Here is a 16600-nt window from a genome sequence, read left to right as displayed (position 1 = left end):
TGTATGGCTGAGAAAGTTTGAATGAATATGCTGGCTAACAATTCCCAAAAGTTGTCGACCCTCGAAAAAGTCGGTTTCGGCACCGGCGACATGGCACTGAACGTGGTGATCTCGTCGATGATGCTGCTCATTACCTTCTTCTACACCGACATCTACGGTTTGCGCACCGAGCATCTGGCGCTGCTGTTCGTGGTGGTGAAAATCATCGGCGCGGCGGCCGACCTGGCCATGGGGCAGGTGACCGACCGCTTCACCTCGCGCCTCGGCCGCTACCGCCCGTGGCTGCTGTGGCTGTGCGTTCCCTACGGCGTCAGCGTGTTTTTCGTGTTCACCACGCCTGCCTGGGGTTATGACGCCAAGCTGGTGTGGGCGTACGGCACTTACATCCTGATGACCTTGATGACGGCCGGCGTCGGCATTCCCTACATTTCCCTGATCAGCGGCTTGACCAGCGACCCGCAGGAGCGCCTGTCGGCCAACGGCTACCGCCTGTTCTTCGCCAAGATCGGCGCCTTCATGGTGACCATCATCGTGCCGCTGCTGGCCGAAGAATTGGGCAAGGGCAGTGCGGCGGCCGGTTACCAGGCCGCGATGGCGGTCATGGCGGTGATGGGCGTGGCGCTGTTCCTGTTCTGCGTGTTCACGACCACCGAAAGGGTAATTCACGTGGTCGAGCGGCAATCGCTGGCCGAGCAGTTCAAACTGCTGATGCGCAACGACCAGTGGCTGATCCTGTGCGGCGTGTGCGTGACCGGCACCGTCGGCTACGTGGTGCGCGGCTCGGTTGCCATTTACTACGCCACTTACTACCTGGGCCTGGGGCCGAAGATGGTATCGGCCTTCCTGTCGACCGGCGTGGCGGCGGCGATCCTGTCGATGGTCGCCTCGACCTGGATCACCAAGTCGTACTGCAAGGTCAAGCTGTTCCGCTACACCCAGCTCGGCGTGGCCCTGATCAGCGTGCTGATGTACGTGGCCATCAAGCCGGGCGACGCCGTGCTCGCCTTTATCCTGTATTTCATGCTGTCCTTCGTGGTCGACCTGCATGCGCCTGTGTTCTGGTCGGCCATTGCCGAAACCATCGATTACGGCCAGGTCAAGACCGGCAAGCGCGTCTCCGGCTTTGCCTTCGGCGGCATCTCGGTGTGCCAGAAAGCCGGCATGGCGGTGGCCGGCGGCATGGTCGGCCTGTTGCTGACCTATTTCCAGTACGTCCCCAACCAGGCGCAGACCCCGCTGGCGCTGAGCGGCATCGCGCTGATGCTGACCGTGATCCCGGGCTTCTTTCATTTCCTGATGGGTGCGCTGATGTTCAAATACCGCATCACCGACAGCTACTACGGCGACGTCAAGAGCGACATGCGCAAGCTCGGCCTCGCCGCCACCTGACTTTTCATGCACAACGCAACGACCATGCAGATCCTGACACCCCTGATCGAACAACGCGCCGATCCCTTCATCTACAAGCACAGCGACGGCTATTACTATTTCACCGCCTCGGTGCCGGAATACGACCGCATCGAAGTGCGCCGCGCGCGCACCATGGCGGAACTGGCGAATGCGCCCGCAGTCGATGTCTGGCGCAAGCCCGATTCCGGCCCGTACAGCGAACTGCTGTGGGCGCCGGAAATCCACTTCAACCAGGGCGCATGGTACGTCTACTTCGCCGCCGCGCCCAGCCGCGAGATCAAACACAAACTGTTCCAGCACCGCATGTACGCCGTGCGCAACACCAACCCCAATCCGCTCGAGGGCGCGTGGGAATTCATGGGCCAGATCGATACCGGCATCGACACTTTTTGCCTCGACGCCACCACCTTTACCCATGCCGGCGTGCTGTACTACCTGTGGGCGCAAAAGGACGAGGCGATCGAAGGCAACTCCAACCTCTACATTGCGACGATGTCCACGCCGTGGCAATTGACAGGGCCGCCGGTCATGCTGAGCAAGCCCGAATTCGGCTGGGAAATCCGCGGCTTCCGGGTCAACGAAGGGCCGTCCGTGCTCAAGCGCAACGGCAAGATCTTCATCAGCTACTCGGCCAGCGCCACCGACGAGAACTATGCCATGGGCTTGCTGTGGGCCGACGAGAACGCCGACCTGCTCGACCCGGCCGCATGGACCAAGCTGGCCGAGCCGGTACTGCAAACCTGCTACGAACACGGCATCTACGGCCCGGGCCACAACAGTTTTACCTATGGCGAGGATGGCGACACGGTGATGCTGGTGTACCATGCCCGTACCTATACCGAGATCGTCGGCGACCCGCTGTGGAACCCCGACCGCCATACATTCGTCAAGCCATTGCGCTGGGACGAGCAGGGCATGCCCGTGTTCGGGCGTGCGTCGCTCGCCTGAGCGAACCCACACGAGGAGCACCGTGCAAGCGAGTATCACGCAAACCGCATTCGGCCACCTGCCCGACGGCAGGGAGGCCACGCTGACCACCTTGACCAACCCGAACGGGCTGCTTGTCAAAATCACCGATTTCGGCGGCATCATCACCGACATCCACGCGCCCGACCGCAACGGCGTGCTGGCCGACATCACGCTCGGCTTCGACAGCGTCACGCCGTACGTGAAGGAGTCGCCGTACTTCGGCGCCCTGATCGGGCGCTATGGCAACCGCCTGCGCGATGGCCGCTTCACGCTCGACGGCCAGGTAGTGCAACTGCCCGCCAACGATGGCGCGCACCACCTGCACGGCGGCGCGCTGGGCTACCACCGCGTGCTGTGGCGCGCGATTCCCTTTCAAGAAGGCGACTCGGTCGGCGTCACCCTGATCTACCGCAGCCCCGATGGCGAGCAAGGCTATCCCGGCACGCTCGACGTCACCGTGGTGTACGAACTGACCGCCGCCAACGAACTGGTGGTGGCCTTCGACGCGGTGACCGACAAGGCCACGCCGGTCAACCTGACCCAGCATGCGTACTTCAACCTGGCCGGCGGCGGCGACATCCTCGGCCACGTGCTGCGCATCGATGCCGACGCCATCACGCCGATCGACCGTACCCTGATTCCGACCGGCGAGCTGGCGCCGGTGGCCGGCAGCGCCTTCGACTTCCGCACGCCGCACGCAATCGGCGAGCGCATCGGCGCCGACGAAGAACAACTGCGCCACGGCAGCGGCTACGACCACAACTTCGTGCTCAACAAACCGGCGCCGCGCACGATGACCCTGGCCGCGCGCGTGCATGAGCCGGTGTCGGGCAGGGTGCTCGAACTGTTCACGGAAGAACCGGGTGTGCAGTTTTACAGTGGTAATTTCCTCGACGGGACACTCAGCGGCAAGGGCCGCACCTACGGCTTTCGCAGCGGCTTTTGCCTGGAACCGCAGCACTTTCCCGACTCGCCCAACCAGCGCACGTTTCCGAACACCATCTTGCGCCCCGGCGAGGAATATGCGACCGTATCCAAGTACAAATTTTCGGTGGAGAAATGATGCTTGAACTAATGGTCGACGCCAACAATGCGCTGGGCGAATGCGTGCTCTGGTGCGAGCGTAGCGGGCGCGTGTTCTGGACCGATATTCTGGGGTCGACCCTGTGGGCGCACCATCCTGCCACGGGCGCCACGCGCAGCTGGGCCATGCCGGAGCGGCTGGCATCGTTCGCCTTCACCGACCATGACGAACGCCTGCTGGTGGGCCTGGCGACGCAAGTGGCGTACTTCGAGCTGGAAAGCGGGGCGCTCACGCCGATTTGCGAGGTCGAGGCCGGGCTGAGCACACGCCTGAACGATGGGCGCTGCGACCGCCAGGGACGTTTCGTGTTCGGTACCTTCAATGAAGTCGAGCCGCGCCTGGCGATCGGCGGTTTCTATCGGCTCAACCGCGACCTGAGCCTGGAGCGCCTGCCGCTGCCGCACGTGGCGATTGCCAACAGCATCTGTTTCAGTCCCGACGGCGCGACCATGTATTACTGCGATTCGCCGGAGCGGATGATCCGCTGCTGCGACTACGACCTGGTCAGCGGCGCGCTGTCGAACCAGCGCGTGTTTGCGCAGGTACAAGGCGAGGGCGAGCCGGACGGCTCGTGCGTGGATGCGCGCGGCTACCTGTGGAACGCCCAGTGGGGCGCGGGCAAGCTGGTGCGTTATGCGCCGGACGGCAGCATCGACCGCAGCGTGGCGCTGGCGGCCAGCCAGCCGAGCTGCGTGGCGTTCGGCGGCGCGCTGCTCGACCAGTTGTATGCGACCAGCGCCAGGGTCGGGCTGGCCAATCCGGTGCAAGCGGATGGCGGGCTATTCAGGGGGACGGTGCCGGGTGTGCGCGGCTTGCCGGAGAGCCGGTTTATTTGCTGATCGTGCCCCTGGGGTTATTCCAGCAAGGTATTGATTGCTGCAAGGTCGTCAACGCTCAAGCGTCCGCCAGCCTGCTTGAGCAGCAGCAGTGCGACCACATGGCGATGGCGCGCTTGGGTCAGTTGCAGTTGTGCCTGGCCATTGGTCTGGATCGCGTTGAGCACATCGGTGAGGGTGCGGGTGCCGATTTGCTGGCCCGAGCGTATGGCGGCAAGCGCGCGCTCGGCCGCTGCCGCCCCCGCTTCGATGATCTTGATTTGCGTAATACTTCCTTGTGCCGCCTCCCATTGTGCCTTGATGTTGCGCGTAATGTCGCGCCGGGTCATTTCGACTTGCGCGATTTGAATGTCTCGCCTTGCCACGGCTTGCCTTTCTTGTGCCAGGGTGGCGCCACCCATCATGAGCGGGATCGACAGCTGCAGGCCTACGGCCGAACGCGTCGACGTCCTTGGGGGCTGATAGTCACGCGGAGCCCGTTCCGAGGTGACGGTGAGCGCTAATGTGGGAAGATGACCGGCCTGGGCCGCATGAATGCGTTCTTTTGCCGCGCTAATGCTGGCGTCGCCAGCTTGAAGTTGCGGGTGGTCGGCCAGGGTATCGGCTTGCGGGTCGGGCTCAAGCACGGCAGGCTGCCATGTTTTCTTCAGGTGTTTGAGTTGTTCCGGTGCACGGCCGACCAGTTGCTGGAGTGCCTGGCGGGCGTCGGCCAGCGCCTCCTTTGCCTGTTGGGTAATCGCCTGTGCCAGGCCGAGAGTGGCGCGCGCTTGATCGACGTCCGCGGCTGCCGACAGCCCCTCGGCCACGCGCACTTCGCTCTGCCGTACCAATTCGGCAAATGCGGCTTCGTTGGCGCCGTACGTGGCAAGCTGGCTCTCCGCGGTCAGCATGTCGAAGTAGCGAATGGCGAGCTCGGCCAGCAGAGCCTGCTTGGCTACATGGAAATTGGCGTCTTGTGCATTCGCCTCGGCGCGCGCGGCGTTCAAATTGGCGCGGGCGGCGACATCCACCACCGACTGCGTGATTTTACTGCTGGTCGTATTGTAGGATGGGGCTCCGCCCGCGCGCTGCTGCGACACACTCAGCTGCCATTGCGGCAGCAATGGCGCACGGGCGGCATCGACATCCGCGCTGGCCAGGCGGGTTTGAGCGGCGGCGCTTTGCAGCGTCGGGTAGTTGACGCGCGCATGCGTGTATAGCGTGAGCAAGTCGTCGACTGGCGCTGCCGCCACATGAGGCCCGATGCCAAGTAACGCGATCCAGGCCCACTGCTTCACGCACTGCCTCCCTTGGCAGTGAAGGCACTCGACAGGCGAGTCACTTCGCTTGCGTGGCCATCCTTGACCCGGACGATCCGTTGGGCGCGCTCGGCCAAGGGCAAATCGTGCGTTACCATGACGATGGTTGCGCCGCCAGCGTGGAGCTCTTCCAATAGTTCCATGACGCCGCGCGCCATTTCGCTGTCGAGATTACCGGTGGGCTCGTCGGCCAGCAGGAGTGCCGGCGAGCCAGCCAGGGCCCGGGCGATTGCCACCCGCTGTTGCTGGCCACCCGACAGTTGACCAGGATAGTGCTTTGCACGGGAGCCGAGACCGACCCGTTTTAGTGCGGCTTCAGCCAGTTCCAGACGCTCGGAGGCTTTGATGCCCCGGTAAGCCAAAGGGACTTCAATATTGTTGATCAGGTTGAGATCAGGAATCAAATTGAAGGCTTGAAAGATGAAACCGATCTTGCGATTGCGGAAGCGGCTCCGTGCGCTATCGTTCATCGTGCTCACGTCGGTTCCATCGAGCGAATAGGTGCCGCCGGTGGGCGTATCGACCAATCCGGCGATCCCCAGGAAGGTACTTTTTCCCGATCCGGACGGCCCGGTGACTGCGACGAATTCGCCTTGCTTGACGCTGAGGTTAAAGTCACGCAAGGCGTTTGTTTCGACGCTCTCGGTACGGTAGACCTTGGCAATATGTTGCATCAGAAGCATAGATAACCCTACTTGATTAGTTGAACGCGTTCGGCGTTTTTGAATAGTTCGCTACCTGAAATAATGATTTCTTCGCCGCTCTTCATGCCATCCAAGATCTCCACTTGCGACATGCCCTGTGCACCGAGGCGTATCGGGCGGCGGACCGCCACATCGCCCGTGACCACGTAAGCCCAGCGCCCGCCGCCTTCTTCCACAAACGCGCCGCGCGCGATGCGCAGTATCTTGGCGCGGTTGTCGAGTAATACGCGGACGGAAAGCCGTTGATTCTGGCGCAGTGCCTCAGGTTGCGCCCCATCAAAACGCAGTCTTGCAGAAACTTCCCCATTGACTACTTCAGGCGACACGCTGCTGACGCGGCCGCGCCACTGTCCGCCATTGCCGCTGATTTCCCCGGGCATGCCAGCGGTCAGCTCGCGCGCCTGGCTTTCCGCGACTTGAACCTGGACCTCAAGTTTGCTCAGATCGACGACTGCCAGCAGTTTTGCATCTTTGGCAACCGTGGAGCGGTCGTTGACGAAAATCTGGCCCACTTGCCCGTCGACCGGTGAGCGCACCGACAGTTCTTCTTGTTGCCGCTCCAAATCGCCTACCTGTAATTGAGCGCGTTCGTAAGCATGGCGGCGCGCGGCAAGCTCGAAGCGGGTCGCGTCATTTTTCAGGGTCGATGCCTTTTTCGCTTGCTCATACGCAATTTTGGCGCGCGCCACGGCATCCCGCGATTGTTCGACTGTCAGGCCGGAAGTCGCGCCGACGTCGAATGCACGCGTCTGGCGAGCAAGTTCGTTGCTGGCAGAGGCAAGTCCCAATTCGGTCGTTTGCACCGCAGCCTCGGCGCTCGCATCCGCCAGGCGTGTATCAGCCTGGGCCAGCAGCCAGGCGCTCTTGACCGCGTCGGCGGCACTTCGGGCCTGTGCCAGATTGGCTACTAATTCAGGGCTGGTGATCGTTGCCAGGACCTGGCCTGCTTTCACAGGGTTGCCAGGTTCGACGCTCAAGGTGATCGATCCGCCCGAACCCGCATACAAGGTCGGCGCCGAAGCGGCCACCACTTTGCCTTCGGCCGAGACATCGCGGGTCAGATCGCCGATCTCGGCAGTTGCCGTGGTCAGACGCGAACGGCTGTAGCTTGCTCCCCCGTTGGCGGTATGTTTGAACTGGAACCCGATGCCGGTTGCCACGGCGATGGCGAGTATCCCGGCGAAAAGCAAGCGTTTTTTACGCGCTCCGGAGGTCGGAAGCGCAGAGTCCTGGGCAGAGGTATCGGGTATCATTTTCCGGGAAGAATTATGCGTGTTGGGTTGTCAGGCGGACTTGATTGCGCTCATCGGTGAAATGCTGGAGGCGCTCAGGGCCGGCGCCAGGACCGCCAGCTGGCCCAGAATCCATAGCACAAGCGCGCCGATCGGCATGTAGACAAGTGGTAGTTTGGGCAATTCGTAATACCGCATCAATCCGAGATTCATTTCGTAGGCGAATAGCATTCCCAACGTGATCCCGAGCGTGACGATGATAAAGTTTTCGATTTGAAAATAACGCAGGATGTCGCCTTTGGTGGCGCCGAGGGCACGCCGAATCCCGATCTGCTTGCCGCGCTGGGCGACCCAGAAGTTGGCCAATCCGATAATGCCCAATGCGGTGGTGCCCAGCAAACCCGCGATCAGGCACAGCAGCAATCCCAGCATGATGTTCGATTTTTCAAAAAAATCGTGGCGCAGGTCTGGCAGGCTCTGGCTCGCGTCCAGGTCCACTATCAGATTGGGCGCGGTTTTTTGCGTGATGTTCCTGGCGTCGGCGACGATGCGCGCCATCTCGTTCGGATTGCCGCGAATGAGGTATTTACCATCAAAACCGGCCCCACTGGCGGTCGGAACGAATACCGTCCAATCGGGATCCTCATCGGCGCTGATACTCGGATAGACCGCCGAAAAGTGGTCCATCACACCGATCACCCGGAATACCGTGTTGGTCACCCAGAATTGTTGTCCTATCGGGTCCTTCCCGGGCCAGAATTTCTCTGCGAGCTTCCTGGTGATCAGGACGGGAGGATTGGCGGGAAACAGTTGGGTGAGCGGTGTGTACTCGTCCTTCGATGGCACGCGCCCGCTCACGAGCCGCAAGCCGAACGATTCGATGGCGGCATTATCGCCGAGATAGAAGTCGATCACGCCGGCCGACTGTTTTTGTTCGGGGTCGAGATGCACCCCGGCCCTCAGGCCGCCACCGCCGAACGGGACCGCGCTGACCACGCTGACGTTCTGGACCCCGGCCACGCCACGCAAAGCGGCGACCATGCGGGCGTTCAAGTCGGGCGCCTGCTGTTGATCGTAGCCGACGATTTTGATCAGCGCCAGGGACGGTTCTTCAATACCGCTGTCAATGCGCATCGACTCGATACGCTGCATGATGAGAAAGCTGGCATTGCAAAGAACGGCGCAGGAGAGCGAAATTTGCAGGGTAATCAGAAATGTCACCAAGCGATGCTTGCGTAACGCGGCCAGCACATATCGAATCTGCATAAACTCCTCTCTATAACTGGTTTAATTGTACTGCGGGTTGAATCAGCGTGGCACGCAATGCCGGTATGATTCCAGCCAATAAGCTGACCGCCACGGACAGCGCGAACGTCATGCAGAACATTGGCACGTCCAGGTAAGCAAGGTCGACATAAGACACGGGCTGCTGACGCACCAGATAAAGGCCGAACAGGGTTAACAACAAGCCTGTTACGCCACCCAGCAAACCGATGCAGGCGGCTTCGGCAAGGCACTGCGCAAATATCGCGCCGCGCGTGGCGCCGAGCGCGCGGCGCAAGCCAATCTCGGGGCTATGGCGCAGGAATTTTGCCAGCAGAAGCGCCACCACATTGATCAGGCAAATGGCCAGGAAGGCGAATGCGAGCACGGTTTGAAGTTTGACATCGGCGGGCACCACGAGGTTAAAGTCCAGCCATTCGCCCAGGGTCCGAAGGCGCGTATTTTCAGCATATTTGACGCGCCCTTGCTGTTTGAGTTGCGCCGCGCTGTTGTCCAGGAAGCGCTTATAGGCGGCAACCTTGGCCGGGTCATCCAATCGAACCCACAAGCCAATCCAGGTGCAAGGCGCGCGTTCCAGGTTTTCCAGCTGATCGCGTTTCGCCCAGCAGTTGAAAGGTTGGAAATTTCCGCCGTTGACTTCCAGGCTGGTAAAAAAAGGCATGAATACATCATCGGGTTGCCGGTAAAACGACGATGTGTCGCCGCCACTGAAGCGGCCGCCGCGGACGGCATAAAACAAGGGCGCCGGTCGCCACGCTGCGAGCACACCGACGATCTTGACATCGGCGTTCGCTACGCGAATGACCTTGCCGACGCTATTCGCGCCGCCGAACAGTTTTTCATTGAGCGATGCCGAAATGACCGCCACCCGCGTCCGTCCAGTGTCATCGGCGGCGCTCCATGCTTGTCCAAAATGAAAAGGGACATCAAACATGGAAAAGAAATCGGCAGTCGTGGCGCGCAGCGACAGCATTTGCGCAGGGAGCGACCCATCGGCCGGGCGCACCTTGGCCTTGCTGCCTGCGACCAGGACTTGCTGATCCGCCTGGCCGGCCTTCCACAGGTCGACCGCCGTTTGGTAATCAAGGACGTCTGGCGGCTCCTTGCCCTTGGACTGCGGGTTGACATCGATTTGAGCATAATAAATGTGCTGGCTTCGACCGGGCAGGGGATCGCCTGACAATAGACGCATCACGGTGAGCGTGGTCATGCTTGCGCCGATCCCGACCGCGATCGCCAGCACCATCAAGGCAGTCAGTACCCTGTTGCGCTGCGTATTATGCCGAACTACTTTTAAAATATAACTTAACATAAGCCGACCAATTAAAAAGACCCAGTGGGGGATGTCGCCGGCCCCGTGTTGCCGGGCAGGCGCTGAAGAATTCATTTCCAGGCGCAATTGAAGTCAAGTTTCCCGGCGCCGCATTGCGATTTCCTCATCCGCTGTATCGGGGCGCGAACCCGGAATGTGATCGCGGCCCGGCGAAGCGTTGCGGCGCTTGAATCGGCATTTTTTAACCGGGCTGGGCTTCTTCCGTCTCGACTGCCTCAAGCACTTGCCTGGATGGCACGCTTGCACTGCTGCCTAGCGTATGGACCTTATCGAACATCGAATAGTATTCTTCCGAGGCATGCATGATCATCACTAAAATCTTTCCCTTTGTATGTTCCCAGACGGCTGCCATCGCGATTTGACGGCTGTTGATATCGAGATTGGCCAACGGTTCGTCGAGTACATACAGGTCCGCCTCTTTCGAAAGAGCCAGTGCCAGCGAGACTTTCTGCTGCTGCCCGGCCGACAGTTGGTCGGGATATGCATCCAGGATGTCCGGCTTATCGATCATGAAGCGCTTGAACAGTTCCGCCTTGATTTCCAGGTCGCGCACGCGAAGCGGCGGGAATAATACCGGCAAGGTCGCGGCGCTGATTTCCCGGGGCAGTTCCAGCTGGCCGCTGGACGGCGACAGGTAACCGGCCAGCATGTTCGCCAGAGTGGTTTTTCCCGAACCGTTATTGCCGACAATCAGCAGGCGCGTGCCCGGCTCGACATGGATTGAAAAATCGGAGATGACCTGGTTATCGGCATAGCTGTAGCTGATGCCGCTTGCCGCCACGGCACTGCCGCTCTTGTGGTACGGGACGGCATTCTGGTCGCCGATAAACGACTTCAAGCGATTGACGATAGCGCCGAGCGCATGCAGCTCGGCCGACAGGCTGAAGATCTGGATCAAGGTGGTGGCCGATCGCCAGAATGCGTTCATGAAGGAAAAATAGGCGCCAATGGTCATCTGTTTTTTTAATACCAACAGGGAGCCGATGAAAATCGAACAGGCATCGGACACGCTCATCGTCAGATCACTCGCAGTTTGCAGGCGGCGAATGACGCGCTGCTTTTGGTAGCCGGATTCCAGCGTCTCATCCATGGTTCGATTGAACTTGTCGAGGGTCTGCGGCACCATCATGTAGGTGCGGACCATTTTGAACGCGTCCACCGATTTGGCAAGAACCCCCATCAACGAGGCTTCGTTATCGCGCTCGACCAGCGCCAGGTGGCGAATCTTCTTGCTGACTTTGACGCTGACCCAGGTGGCAACCGGGATCAGCGCGGCCAGGATCAGGAACGCTTGCCAGGAAAGAATGATGAGAACCGAGATAAGCCCGACAAACATGACGGCACAAATGATGGCCCGGCGTACCAGGATCAGCATCGGTACCAGGCCATCCTTGACGTCGGATCGGATCCTGGCGAGATAGTAGCCACTACCTTCCCGCAATACGTCGCCGTACTCCTTGCCATAATACGCATGCAGGACCCGGCCGCTGATGTCCGCCACAATCTTGTTGTCTATTCTCATTTGCCAGAGCGACAGATAGTAGCCGATGACATTGAGAACAACCCCGAGCAGTAAATAGAAGAACACGAGCATCACAAACCGGCTAAGCTCGGTTCCCTGATTGACGCCGTCAAAAATCTCCTTGACCAGCAAGGGATGGATGATCGTTTCCGAGCCGGCGGCGACGCAATTACAGAACAAGGCGGTCCAGTATTGGCGTCTTGCCGTGCCAAGCATGCTGAAAAAATTCCGGAATGTCGATGAATCGTCCAGCTTTCGGCTTGATCCGGGATGGTCTTTACTTTGTGTGTTCATCTGCTGGGACTCGATATCAGGATTGGCTTGCGGGCGCTGTCATCACTGCATCACGCTGAAAGTTGATCAAGTTCATCCAGACAAAATTCGTCCTGCGCCGGGTTTGCCCGCCGATGGAATGTCCGCATGACGCCGGCGACGCCGGTGGCGTAATCGCACGTAATTCGGAACAAGTTTTCGCCTGGCGTCGCGTAGCCATCATCAAATTTCAACAGATAAAGATCGATGATCCCCTGGAGAGACGCGTCCGCCATCGTCAGGTATTTTTTATCGTTGGAATATCGGTAGGCATCGATCAATACGTCAGCGAAGCCCGCCAAGCCGAAAATGACGCCCGCGAAACTGGCATATTTGCGATCGATATCACCCATGAATCCATCCAATTCACTGCCCCACAGGCCGTAGCGAATGGCTACTTTTACAATTCCGGCGCTACCTTCTTCAATGTAGTGTTCGTAGGTGCTGGTGTCCTCGGGGTTCGCCGCGACAGTCAGGTTGCCGGGTTCCAGTTCACGGCCCCAGGACATGTCGTACAGTACGGCTTTCTTGCCCATGGCCCGCCATTTTTCCTCGCCGGTAACCTGGGACAAGCGCAGTAAAAAGAGCGCGACGCCACTTTGCCCATAACCGAAACCGATCCACACCTGGCCATCTTCCTCCCAGTACACGCCGCGTTCATTCTCTTTCGATTGTTTCTCCAATGTCATGGCCAGATTGACTGCCGCGTCCAGGTAGCGGCCGTCTTTCAAGCGCAGATAGGCGGCGAGATTGGCCATGCCGATGCCGGCCATGCCGAAATAAAGCGAATGATGGGCGTGTGTCAGCGGGCTGTGATTTGCATGCTTGAGCAATCGTTCCGCGGTTTCCCGGTCCCCCGCCAGCAAGGAACACCATGCAATGCCAGCGGTACCGACCAGGAACCCGGGGGTGATCTCGTCCAGTTTAAGGGCCGCCAATTCATTGCGCTGGCGTTCGAGAGCGGGCAGGGGGATGTCGTAACCGCACGCCGACAGCGTATGAATAATGCCGGTCGCGCCGAAACCGAACGAACTCGGATTGTCGCGCTGGCCAAAAGGGTCGACCGGGAACAGGGTGAATATCTTATCAAGCCGATAATTTGAAGTAATGAAGCGCGCCATCTGATCGCTGATTTCCATCGGCATATCCCCTTCCAGGGCGCGCCGCTGGATCGGCTGCTCGATCGTGTACTCACTCTGTTCGAGCAGGTCGGCAGCCTGGCTGCAAGTAATCTTATTATCGACCAGCTGGGTAATGATGGAGAGCGCCGGGGTGTTCGCCCAACCCACATCGGCCACCAATCTCGGCAAGACGGCGCTAAATAAATCTTCGCGCAGGAACTGCATTGCAGCAATCGGGAAGATGGCATACATCATGATCACGCCGATCGCGAACGTATCGTCGTCGTAGGTGCTGTTCAGCTCGCGTCCCTTGGATGGGATGCGGAACTCGGGCGTATGCAGGCGTTGTGGCTCATCAATGCCAGGGCGGAATGCGCCTTCCAGGTCGATGAATCGAACCGTCATGCTGTCCCGGTCAACCAGGATGTTTTTTGGCGACACGTCGCCGATAACGATGCCCTGTGCGTGAATACGCGCCATGCCGCGCAGGGCACTGGTAAATGCCTTTTTATAGATATTGTAAAATTTTTCACTGGCGGCGATGGACGGCCGGGTGTCCACCAAGGGGCTTGATTCCAGCATCACCAGGCGTATGTCGGGAGCCGGAAAATACTCTTCAACGACGTAATAATTCTCCCAGTCCCGGAAAGAGTCGTAGATTTCGGGAGCAAGGCCGGTCCCACCGAGCAAACGGAGAATTTTTTCTTCCTGAACCAGGCGCGCCACGGCATCCATGTCGTCTTCACCCAGCTCGATATACGGGCGCGCCTCCTTGATCACCACCTGTCGCCCGCTTGCCGTTTCGGTTGAAAGGTAGACTCCTCCCGTATTCGAGAAACCAAGCGCTTCCGTCACCAGGTAGCGCCCGTTATTCAGAGTGAATTCGGCGTGATCAGGCTGTTCTTCGGGGAACGGATCGGAAGTCCACGGGGGAGTTTCGAAATACGGTGTCCGATTATCCGGAATTTGCTCGCCATCCGGTGAGAAAATGACCGACTGTTTCTCGCTCGTGTACAGCAGCTTGGTAACGGAAGTAATGCCGCCATAGCGGTAGTAGAGGCAGCGGCTATCCTTGTAGCGCCGGTCCGACAAGATGTATGAACCGATATCATCTTTCAAGACCGCATAGGCCTTTTCGATGATTTCCCGGAATTTTTCGTCGGTAGGAGGATATAGCGTGATAAATTTTCCGGATCCGCCGCGTGACCATCGCTTCGAGGTCATCATCTTGAGCGTTTCGGTGTCATTGGCGAACTTGAATTGAATATTGTTCTCAAGCGCCAGGGCTGCAACTTTGACAAGCAGGTTGCGGCAATTGGCCGCGATCGCAGACACGTGAATTTTCCACCCCTGGACCGGAAGCTTGTTCGATTCCGTACGGTTGGCGGGAAGGATGTGGGTCCATACGTCCGAGCGATGTACTTTCCATGGCTCTGCGCGTCCTTCCAACATGGGGCGGACCAGGCTGATCAGCTCTTCGCCAGGTTGATAGTGCGTGTAACCGTGTTCGTAAAAACGCTTGCTGGGCCGAAGATAGGCTATTTTGTCGATGTGGCGCAGATCGCGCATGCCCCTAAGCTTCTTAACCATATTCTAGCTCCGTTTGGTTTAATTCAACTGTTCTTTAAAACAGTTTGTCTCTGAATTGAAAAGCTGTTTATTTCTGCCGCGTCGCATTGCGCGAGCACTCGTGCGGGTTGATCGCACATGCGGGGCGAAGCGGGGTACTTGCATCACCATATCGCCGCATCTAATCTTTTTTGCAGCAATATCGCGCTGGATATCCGTTGTGTACATGGAACACCGTCAGCGACATCCTTCCCGCATGATGCCAGGGTCGTTTGGCGATAATGCGCTCATTACTGGTTTGCGGCTTGATGCGCTGCTACGATTAAAATCAAGAAAGATCGCTTTGGAATTTATATTCTCGGATGATTTCTTGAAAAAACAATTCGGGTAACAATAAAAAAAGTTACCCGAATGAAAAGCCGGTCGCGATCAGGCGCAGCGACATGCGGCTGTTGAGCTGTTGCTCCCTTCCAGGCTGACATCCAGACACTGAAAATCAAACATGACAGTCTCTGGATGCGATGCCGGATTGGATTAGCAGCAACCCGCGCCCGAGCTGGTGCAGCTCTTTACTTCTTCAACGGCTTTGTTGTAGTCGAGGCGTTGCAGATTCAAGATGCGATTCATTTTAATTCTCCTAATAAATAGTGATTTGTGAATGCAAAATTGCATCGGATTAGCAGCAGCCTGCGCCGGAGCTGGTGCAGCTTTTCACTTCGTCAACGGGTTTGCTGTAGTCCAGACGTTGCAAATTCAAAATACGGTTCATTTTAAGTCTCCTGAAAAAATGATGATTTGTGAATCTGATGCGGAATCGAATTAGCAGCAGCCAGCGCCGGAGCTGGTGCAGCTTTTCACTTCATCAACGGGTTTGCTGTAGTCCAGACGTTGCAGATTCAAGATACGGTTCATTTTAAAACTCCTAATTTTTAGTTATGGATGTGATTCCGAAACCGATAGGCAGCAGGCTGCGCATCGCGCTCCGGATAAAATGCCCTACGCTTAAAAACCCTCGACATTGCATACCTGCAGAATAAGCAATCACCCTCCGGTGCCAGTTTCTTTTTCGATTATACGAATAGCCCCGGACCAGTGATCGCTTATCAATTCATGTATTGTCAAAAGCAGATTCACTATATGTGAGTCTTTTTTTTAAGTCAACAATTTTTTTCTATCATGGTTGAAAATTCTTATATGCGGCATAGCGCCCTCAACGGCGGGCTTTTCCCTATGCCGTTACCGGCCGGGAAGCCCGTCTTTGCCCGCATTGCATAAATCAAGGGGGGGCTCGGAATAGCGCTGCTTTTGTTTTGCCGGCGCGCGACGCGCGTCGTTACCCGCATGGCATGAGTTAAAGAGTGTTCGGAATATCAGAGCATGTGTTTCTTCCGATCCGGAAGGTGCGTCATTACCCTTTTTGCGTGAATCCAGGCGTGCTCGGAATAGCCGTGCTTTTGCTATTGCCAGTAATCGCGGCGCTTGAATGCGGGCGCCGTTGCGGGCGTGGCGCATTGCTCGCCTGCTTTCCAGTCCGGGTGCTTTATCGATGACTCATCGCGCCAGCGCTTATCTTTGAAACCTGGCTTCCAGATGGCCTGCCGCGAGGTTGCAGATCGTATGCATGGATTTGACGGCGCCTGCGGAAAACGAGAGTTCGGTATCCATGATGAAAACGGCCGCACGTGCTGCGGCTGGAGGAAAAACCACGCATCCGCGAAGCTGGCGGTTTCCCGGCCGCGTTCCCGGTCTTCTCCGGCGGCGAATCGAAGCTGTCCCCGGCCGCCAATTTGAGCGGACAATGGATCTTCGGAGACACACTCGTGCCGCTGAATCGCGGAGAAGTCGTGGCGCCGGGCGCTTATACAAGCTTTACCTGGTCGTTTTCGTGGATCCGATTGCGTCGATGGCTGCCCCAACGGTAACTAG

General features: G+C 58.4%; 13 protein-coding genes. 5 read left to right on the top strand and 8 right to left on the bottom strand.

Translation table 11 applies throughout. The features are described from left to right. Window positions 1-21 precede the first annotated feature (21 nt). From PO883_RS05985 to PO883_RS05970, 4 genes are read left to right on the top strand one after another with little or no spacing between them, the layout of a single operon-like run. Window positions 22-1389, top strand: a complete 1368-nt coding sequence (locus PO883_RS05985) for an MFS transporter (protein ID WP_289308922.1) — start codon at window positions 22-24, stop codon at window positions 1387-1389. Window positions 1390-1395: 6 nt separating this feature from the next. Next, window positions 1396-2358, top strand: coding sequence for a glycoside hydrolase family 43 protein (locus PO883_RS05980; RefSeq protein WP_289308921.1), 963 nt, complete (start codon window positions 1396-1398; stop codon window positions 2356-2358). Window positions 2359-2380: 22 nt separating this feature from the next. Further along, the gene (locus PO883_RS05975) at window positions 2381-3442 is read left to right on the top strand and encodes an aldose epimerase family protein (protein WP_289308920.1); all 1062 of its coding nucleotides are present in this window, start codon (window positions 2381-2383) and stop codon (window positions 3440-3442) included. Beyond that, a complete protein-coding gene (locus PO883_RS05970; RefSeq protein ID WP_289308919.1) occupies window positions 3439-4302 on the top strand; it encodes an SMP-30/gluconolactonase/LRE family protein in 864 nt (287 codons plus the stop codon). The genes PO883_RS05975 and PO883_RS05970 overlap by 4 nt, the downstream gene beginning before the upstream one ends. A gap of 14 nt (window positions 4303-4316) precedes the next feature. On the opposite strand, the gene PO883_RS05965 is transcribed toward PO883_RS05970, so the two are convergent. The 8 genes from PO883_RS05965 to PO883_RS05930 form a co-directional block, all read right to left on the bottom strand. Beyond that, window positions 4317-5576: a TolC family outer membrane protein gene (locus PO883_RS05965; RefSeq protein ID WP_289308918.1), complete on the bottom strand. Its 1260-nt coding sequence runs from the start codon at window positions 5574-5576 to the stop codon at window positions 4317-4319. Beyond that, complete coding sequence (locus PO883_RS05960) at window positions 5573-6280, bottom strand: ABC transporter ATP-binding protein (protein WP_167089930.1); 708 nt, start codon at window positions 6278-6280, stop codon at window positions 5573-5575. The genes PO883_RS05965 and PO883_RS05960 overlap by 4 nt, the downstream gene beginning before the upstream one ends. An 8-nt stretch (window positions 6281-6288) precedes the next feature. Continuing rightward, window positions 6289-7554: an efflux RND transporter periplasmic adaptor subunit gene (locus PO883_RS05955; protein WP_289308917.1), complete on the bottom strand. Its 1266-nt coding sequence runs from the start codon at window positions 7552-7554 to the stop codon at window positions 6289-6291. Window positions 7555-7584: 30 nt separating this feature from the next. Beyond that, window positions 7585-8799 carry an ABC transporter permease gene (locus PO883_RS05950; RefSeq protein WP_289308916.1) on the bottom strand — a complete coding sequence of 405 codons (1215 nt, stop codon included), beginning with the start codon at window positions 8797-8799 and terminating at the stop codon, window positions 7585-7587. A 10-nt stretch (window positions 8800-8809) separates the two neighbouring features. Further along, on the bottom strand, window positions 8810-10204 hold the full coding sequence (locus PO883_RS05945; protein ID WP_289308915.1) for an ABC transporter permease: 1395 nt from the start codon (window positions 10202-10204) through the stop codon (window positions 8810-8812). A 127-nt stretch (window positions 10205-10331) separates the two neighbouring features. Then, entirely contained in the window at window positions 10332-11966 is a 1635-nt protein-coding gene (locus tag PO883_RS05940; protein ID WP_289308914.1) for an ABC transporter ATP-binding protein, read from the bottom strand. A 50-nt stretch (window positions 11967-12016) separates the two neighbouring features. Beyond that, window positions 12017-14695 carry a class III lanthionine synthetase LanKC gene (lanKC, locus tag PO883_RS05935; RefSeq protein ID WP_289308913.1) on the bottom strand — a complete coding sequence of 893 codons (2679 nt, stop codon included), beginning with the start codon at window positions 14693-14695 and terminating at the stop codon, window positions 12017-12019. 513 nt (window positions 14696-15208) lie between these two features. Beyond that, window positions 15209-15301, bottom strand: coding sequence for a class III lanthipeptide (locus PO883_RS05930; protein ID WP_187363407.1), 93 nt, complete (start codon window positions 15299-15301; stop codon window positions 15209-15211). A gap of 1055 nt (window positions 15302-16356) precedes the next feature. Between PO883_RS05930 and PO883_RS05925 the strand changes: the two genes are divergently transcribed. Beyond that, window positions 16357-16596, top strand: coding sequence for a hypothetical protein (locus PO883_RS05925; protein WP_289308912.1), 240 nt, complete (start codon window positions 16357-16359; stop codon window positions 16594-16596). Window positions 16597-16600: the final 4 nt, after the last annotated feature.

Origin of the sequence: Massilia sp. DJPM01 (assembly GCF_030348125.1) — a bacterium.
In the GTDB taxonomy this organism is placed as follows: domain Bacteria; phylum Pseudomonadota; class Gammaproteobacteria; order Burkholderiales; family Burkholderiaceae_D; genus Telluria_A; species Telluria_A frigida.
This window is presented reverse-complemented; position numbering and strand designations above follow the sequence as displayed.

Excerpts from the sequence above, each read along its gene's own strand:
- PO883_RS05985 (WP_289308922.1), top strand. The coding sequence starts at position 22 with ATGAATATGCTGGCTAACAATTCCCAAAAGTTGTCGACCCTCGAAAAA.
- PO883_RS05980 (WP_289308921.1), top strand. The coding sequence starts at position 1,396 with ATGCACAACGCAACGACCATGCAGATCCTGACACCCCTGATCGAACAA.
- PO883_RS05970 (WP_289308919.1), top strand. The coding sequence starts at position 3,439 with ATGATGCTTGAACTAATGGTCGACGCCAACAATGCGCTGGGCGAATGC.
- PO883_RS05960 (WP_167089930.1), bottom strand. The coding sequence starts at position 6,280 with ATGCTTCTGATGCAACATATTGCCAAGGTCTACCGTACCGAGAGCGTC.
- PO883_RS05955 (WP_289308917.1), bottom strand. The coding sequence starts at position 7,554 with ATGATACCCGATACCTCTGCCCAGGACTCTGCGCTTCCGACCTCCGGA.
- PO883_RS05950 (WP_289308916.1), bottom strand. The coding sequence starts at position 8,799 with ATGCAGATTCGATATGTGCTGGCCGCGTTACGCAAGCATCGCTTGGTG.
- PO883_RS05945 (WP_289308915.1), bottom strand. The coding sequence starts at position 10,204 with ATGAATTCTTCAGCGCCTGCCCGGCAACACGGGGCCGGCGACATCCCC.
- PO883_RS05940 (WP_289308914.1), bottom strand. The coding sequence starts at position 11,966 with ATGAACACACAAAGTAAAGACCATCCCGGATCAAGCCGAAAGCTGGAC.
- lanKC (WP_289308913.1), bottom strand. The coding sequence starts at position 14,695 with ATGGTTAAGAAGCTTAGGGGCATGCGCGATCTGCGCCACATCGACAAA.
- PO883_RS05930 (WP_187363407.1), bottom strand. The coding sequence starts at position 15,301 with ATGAATCGCATCTTGAATCTGCAACGCCTCGACTACAACAAAGCCGTT.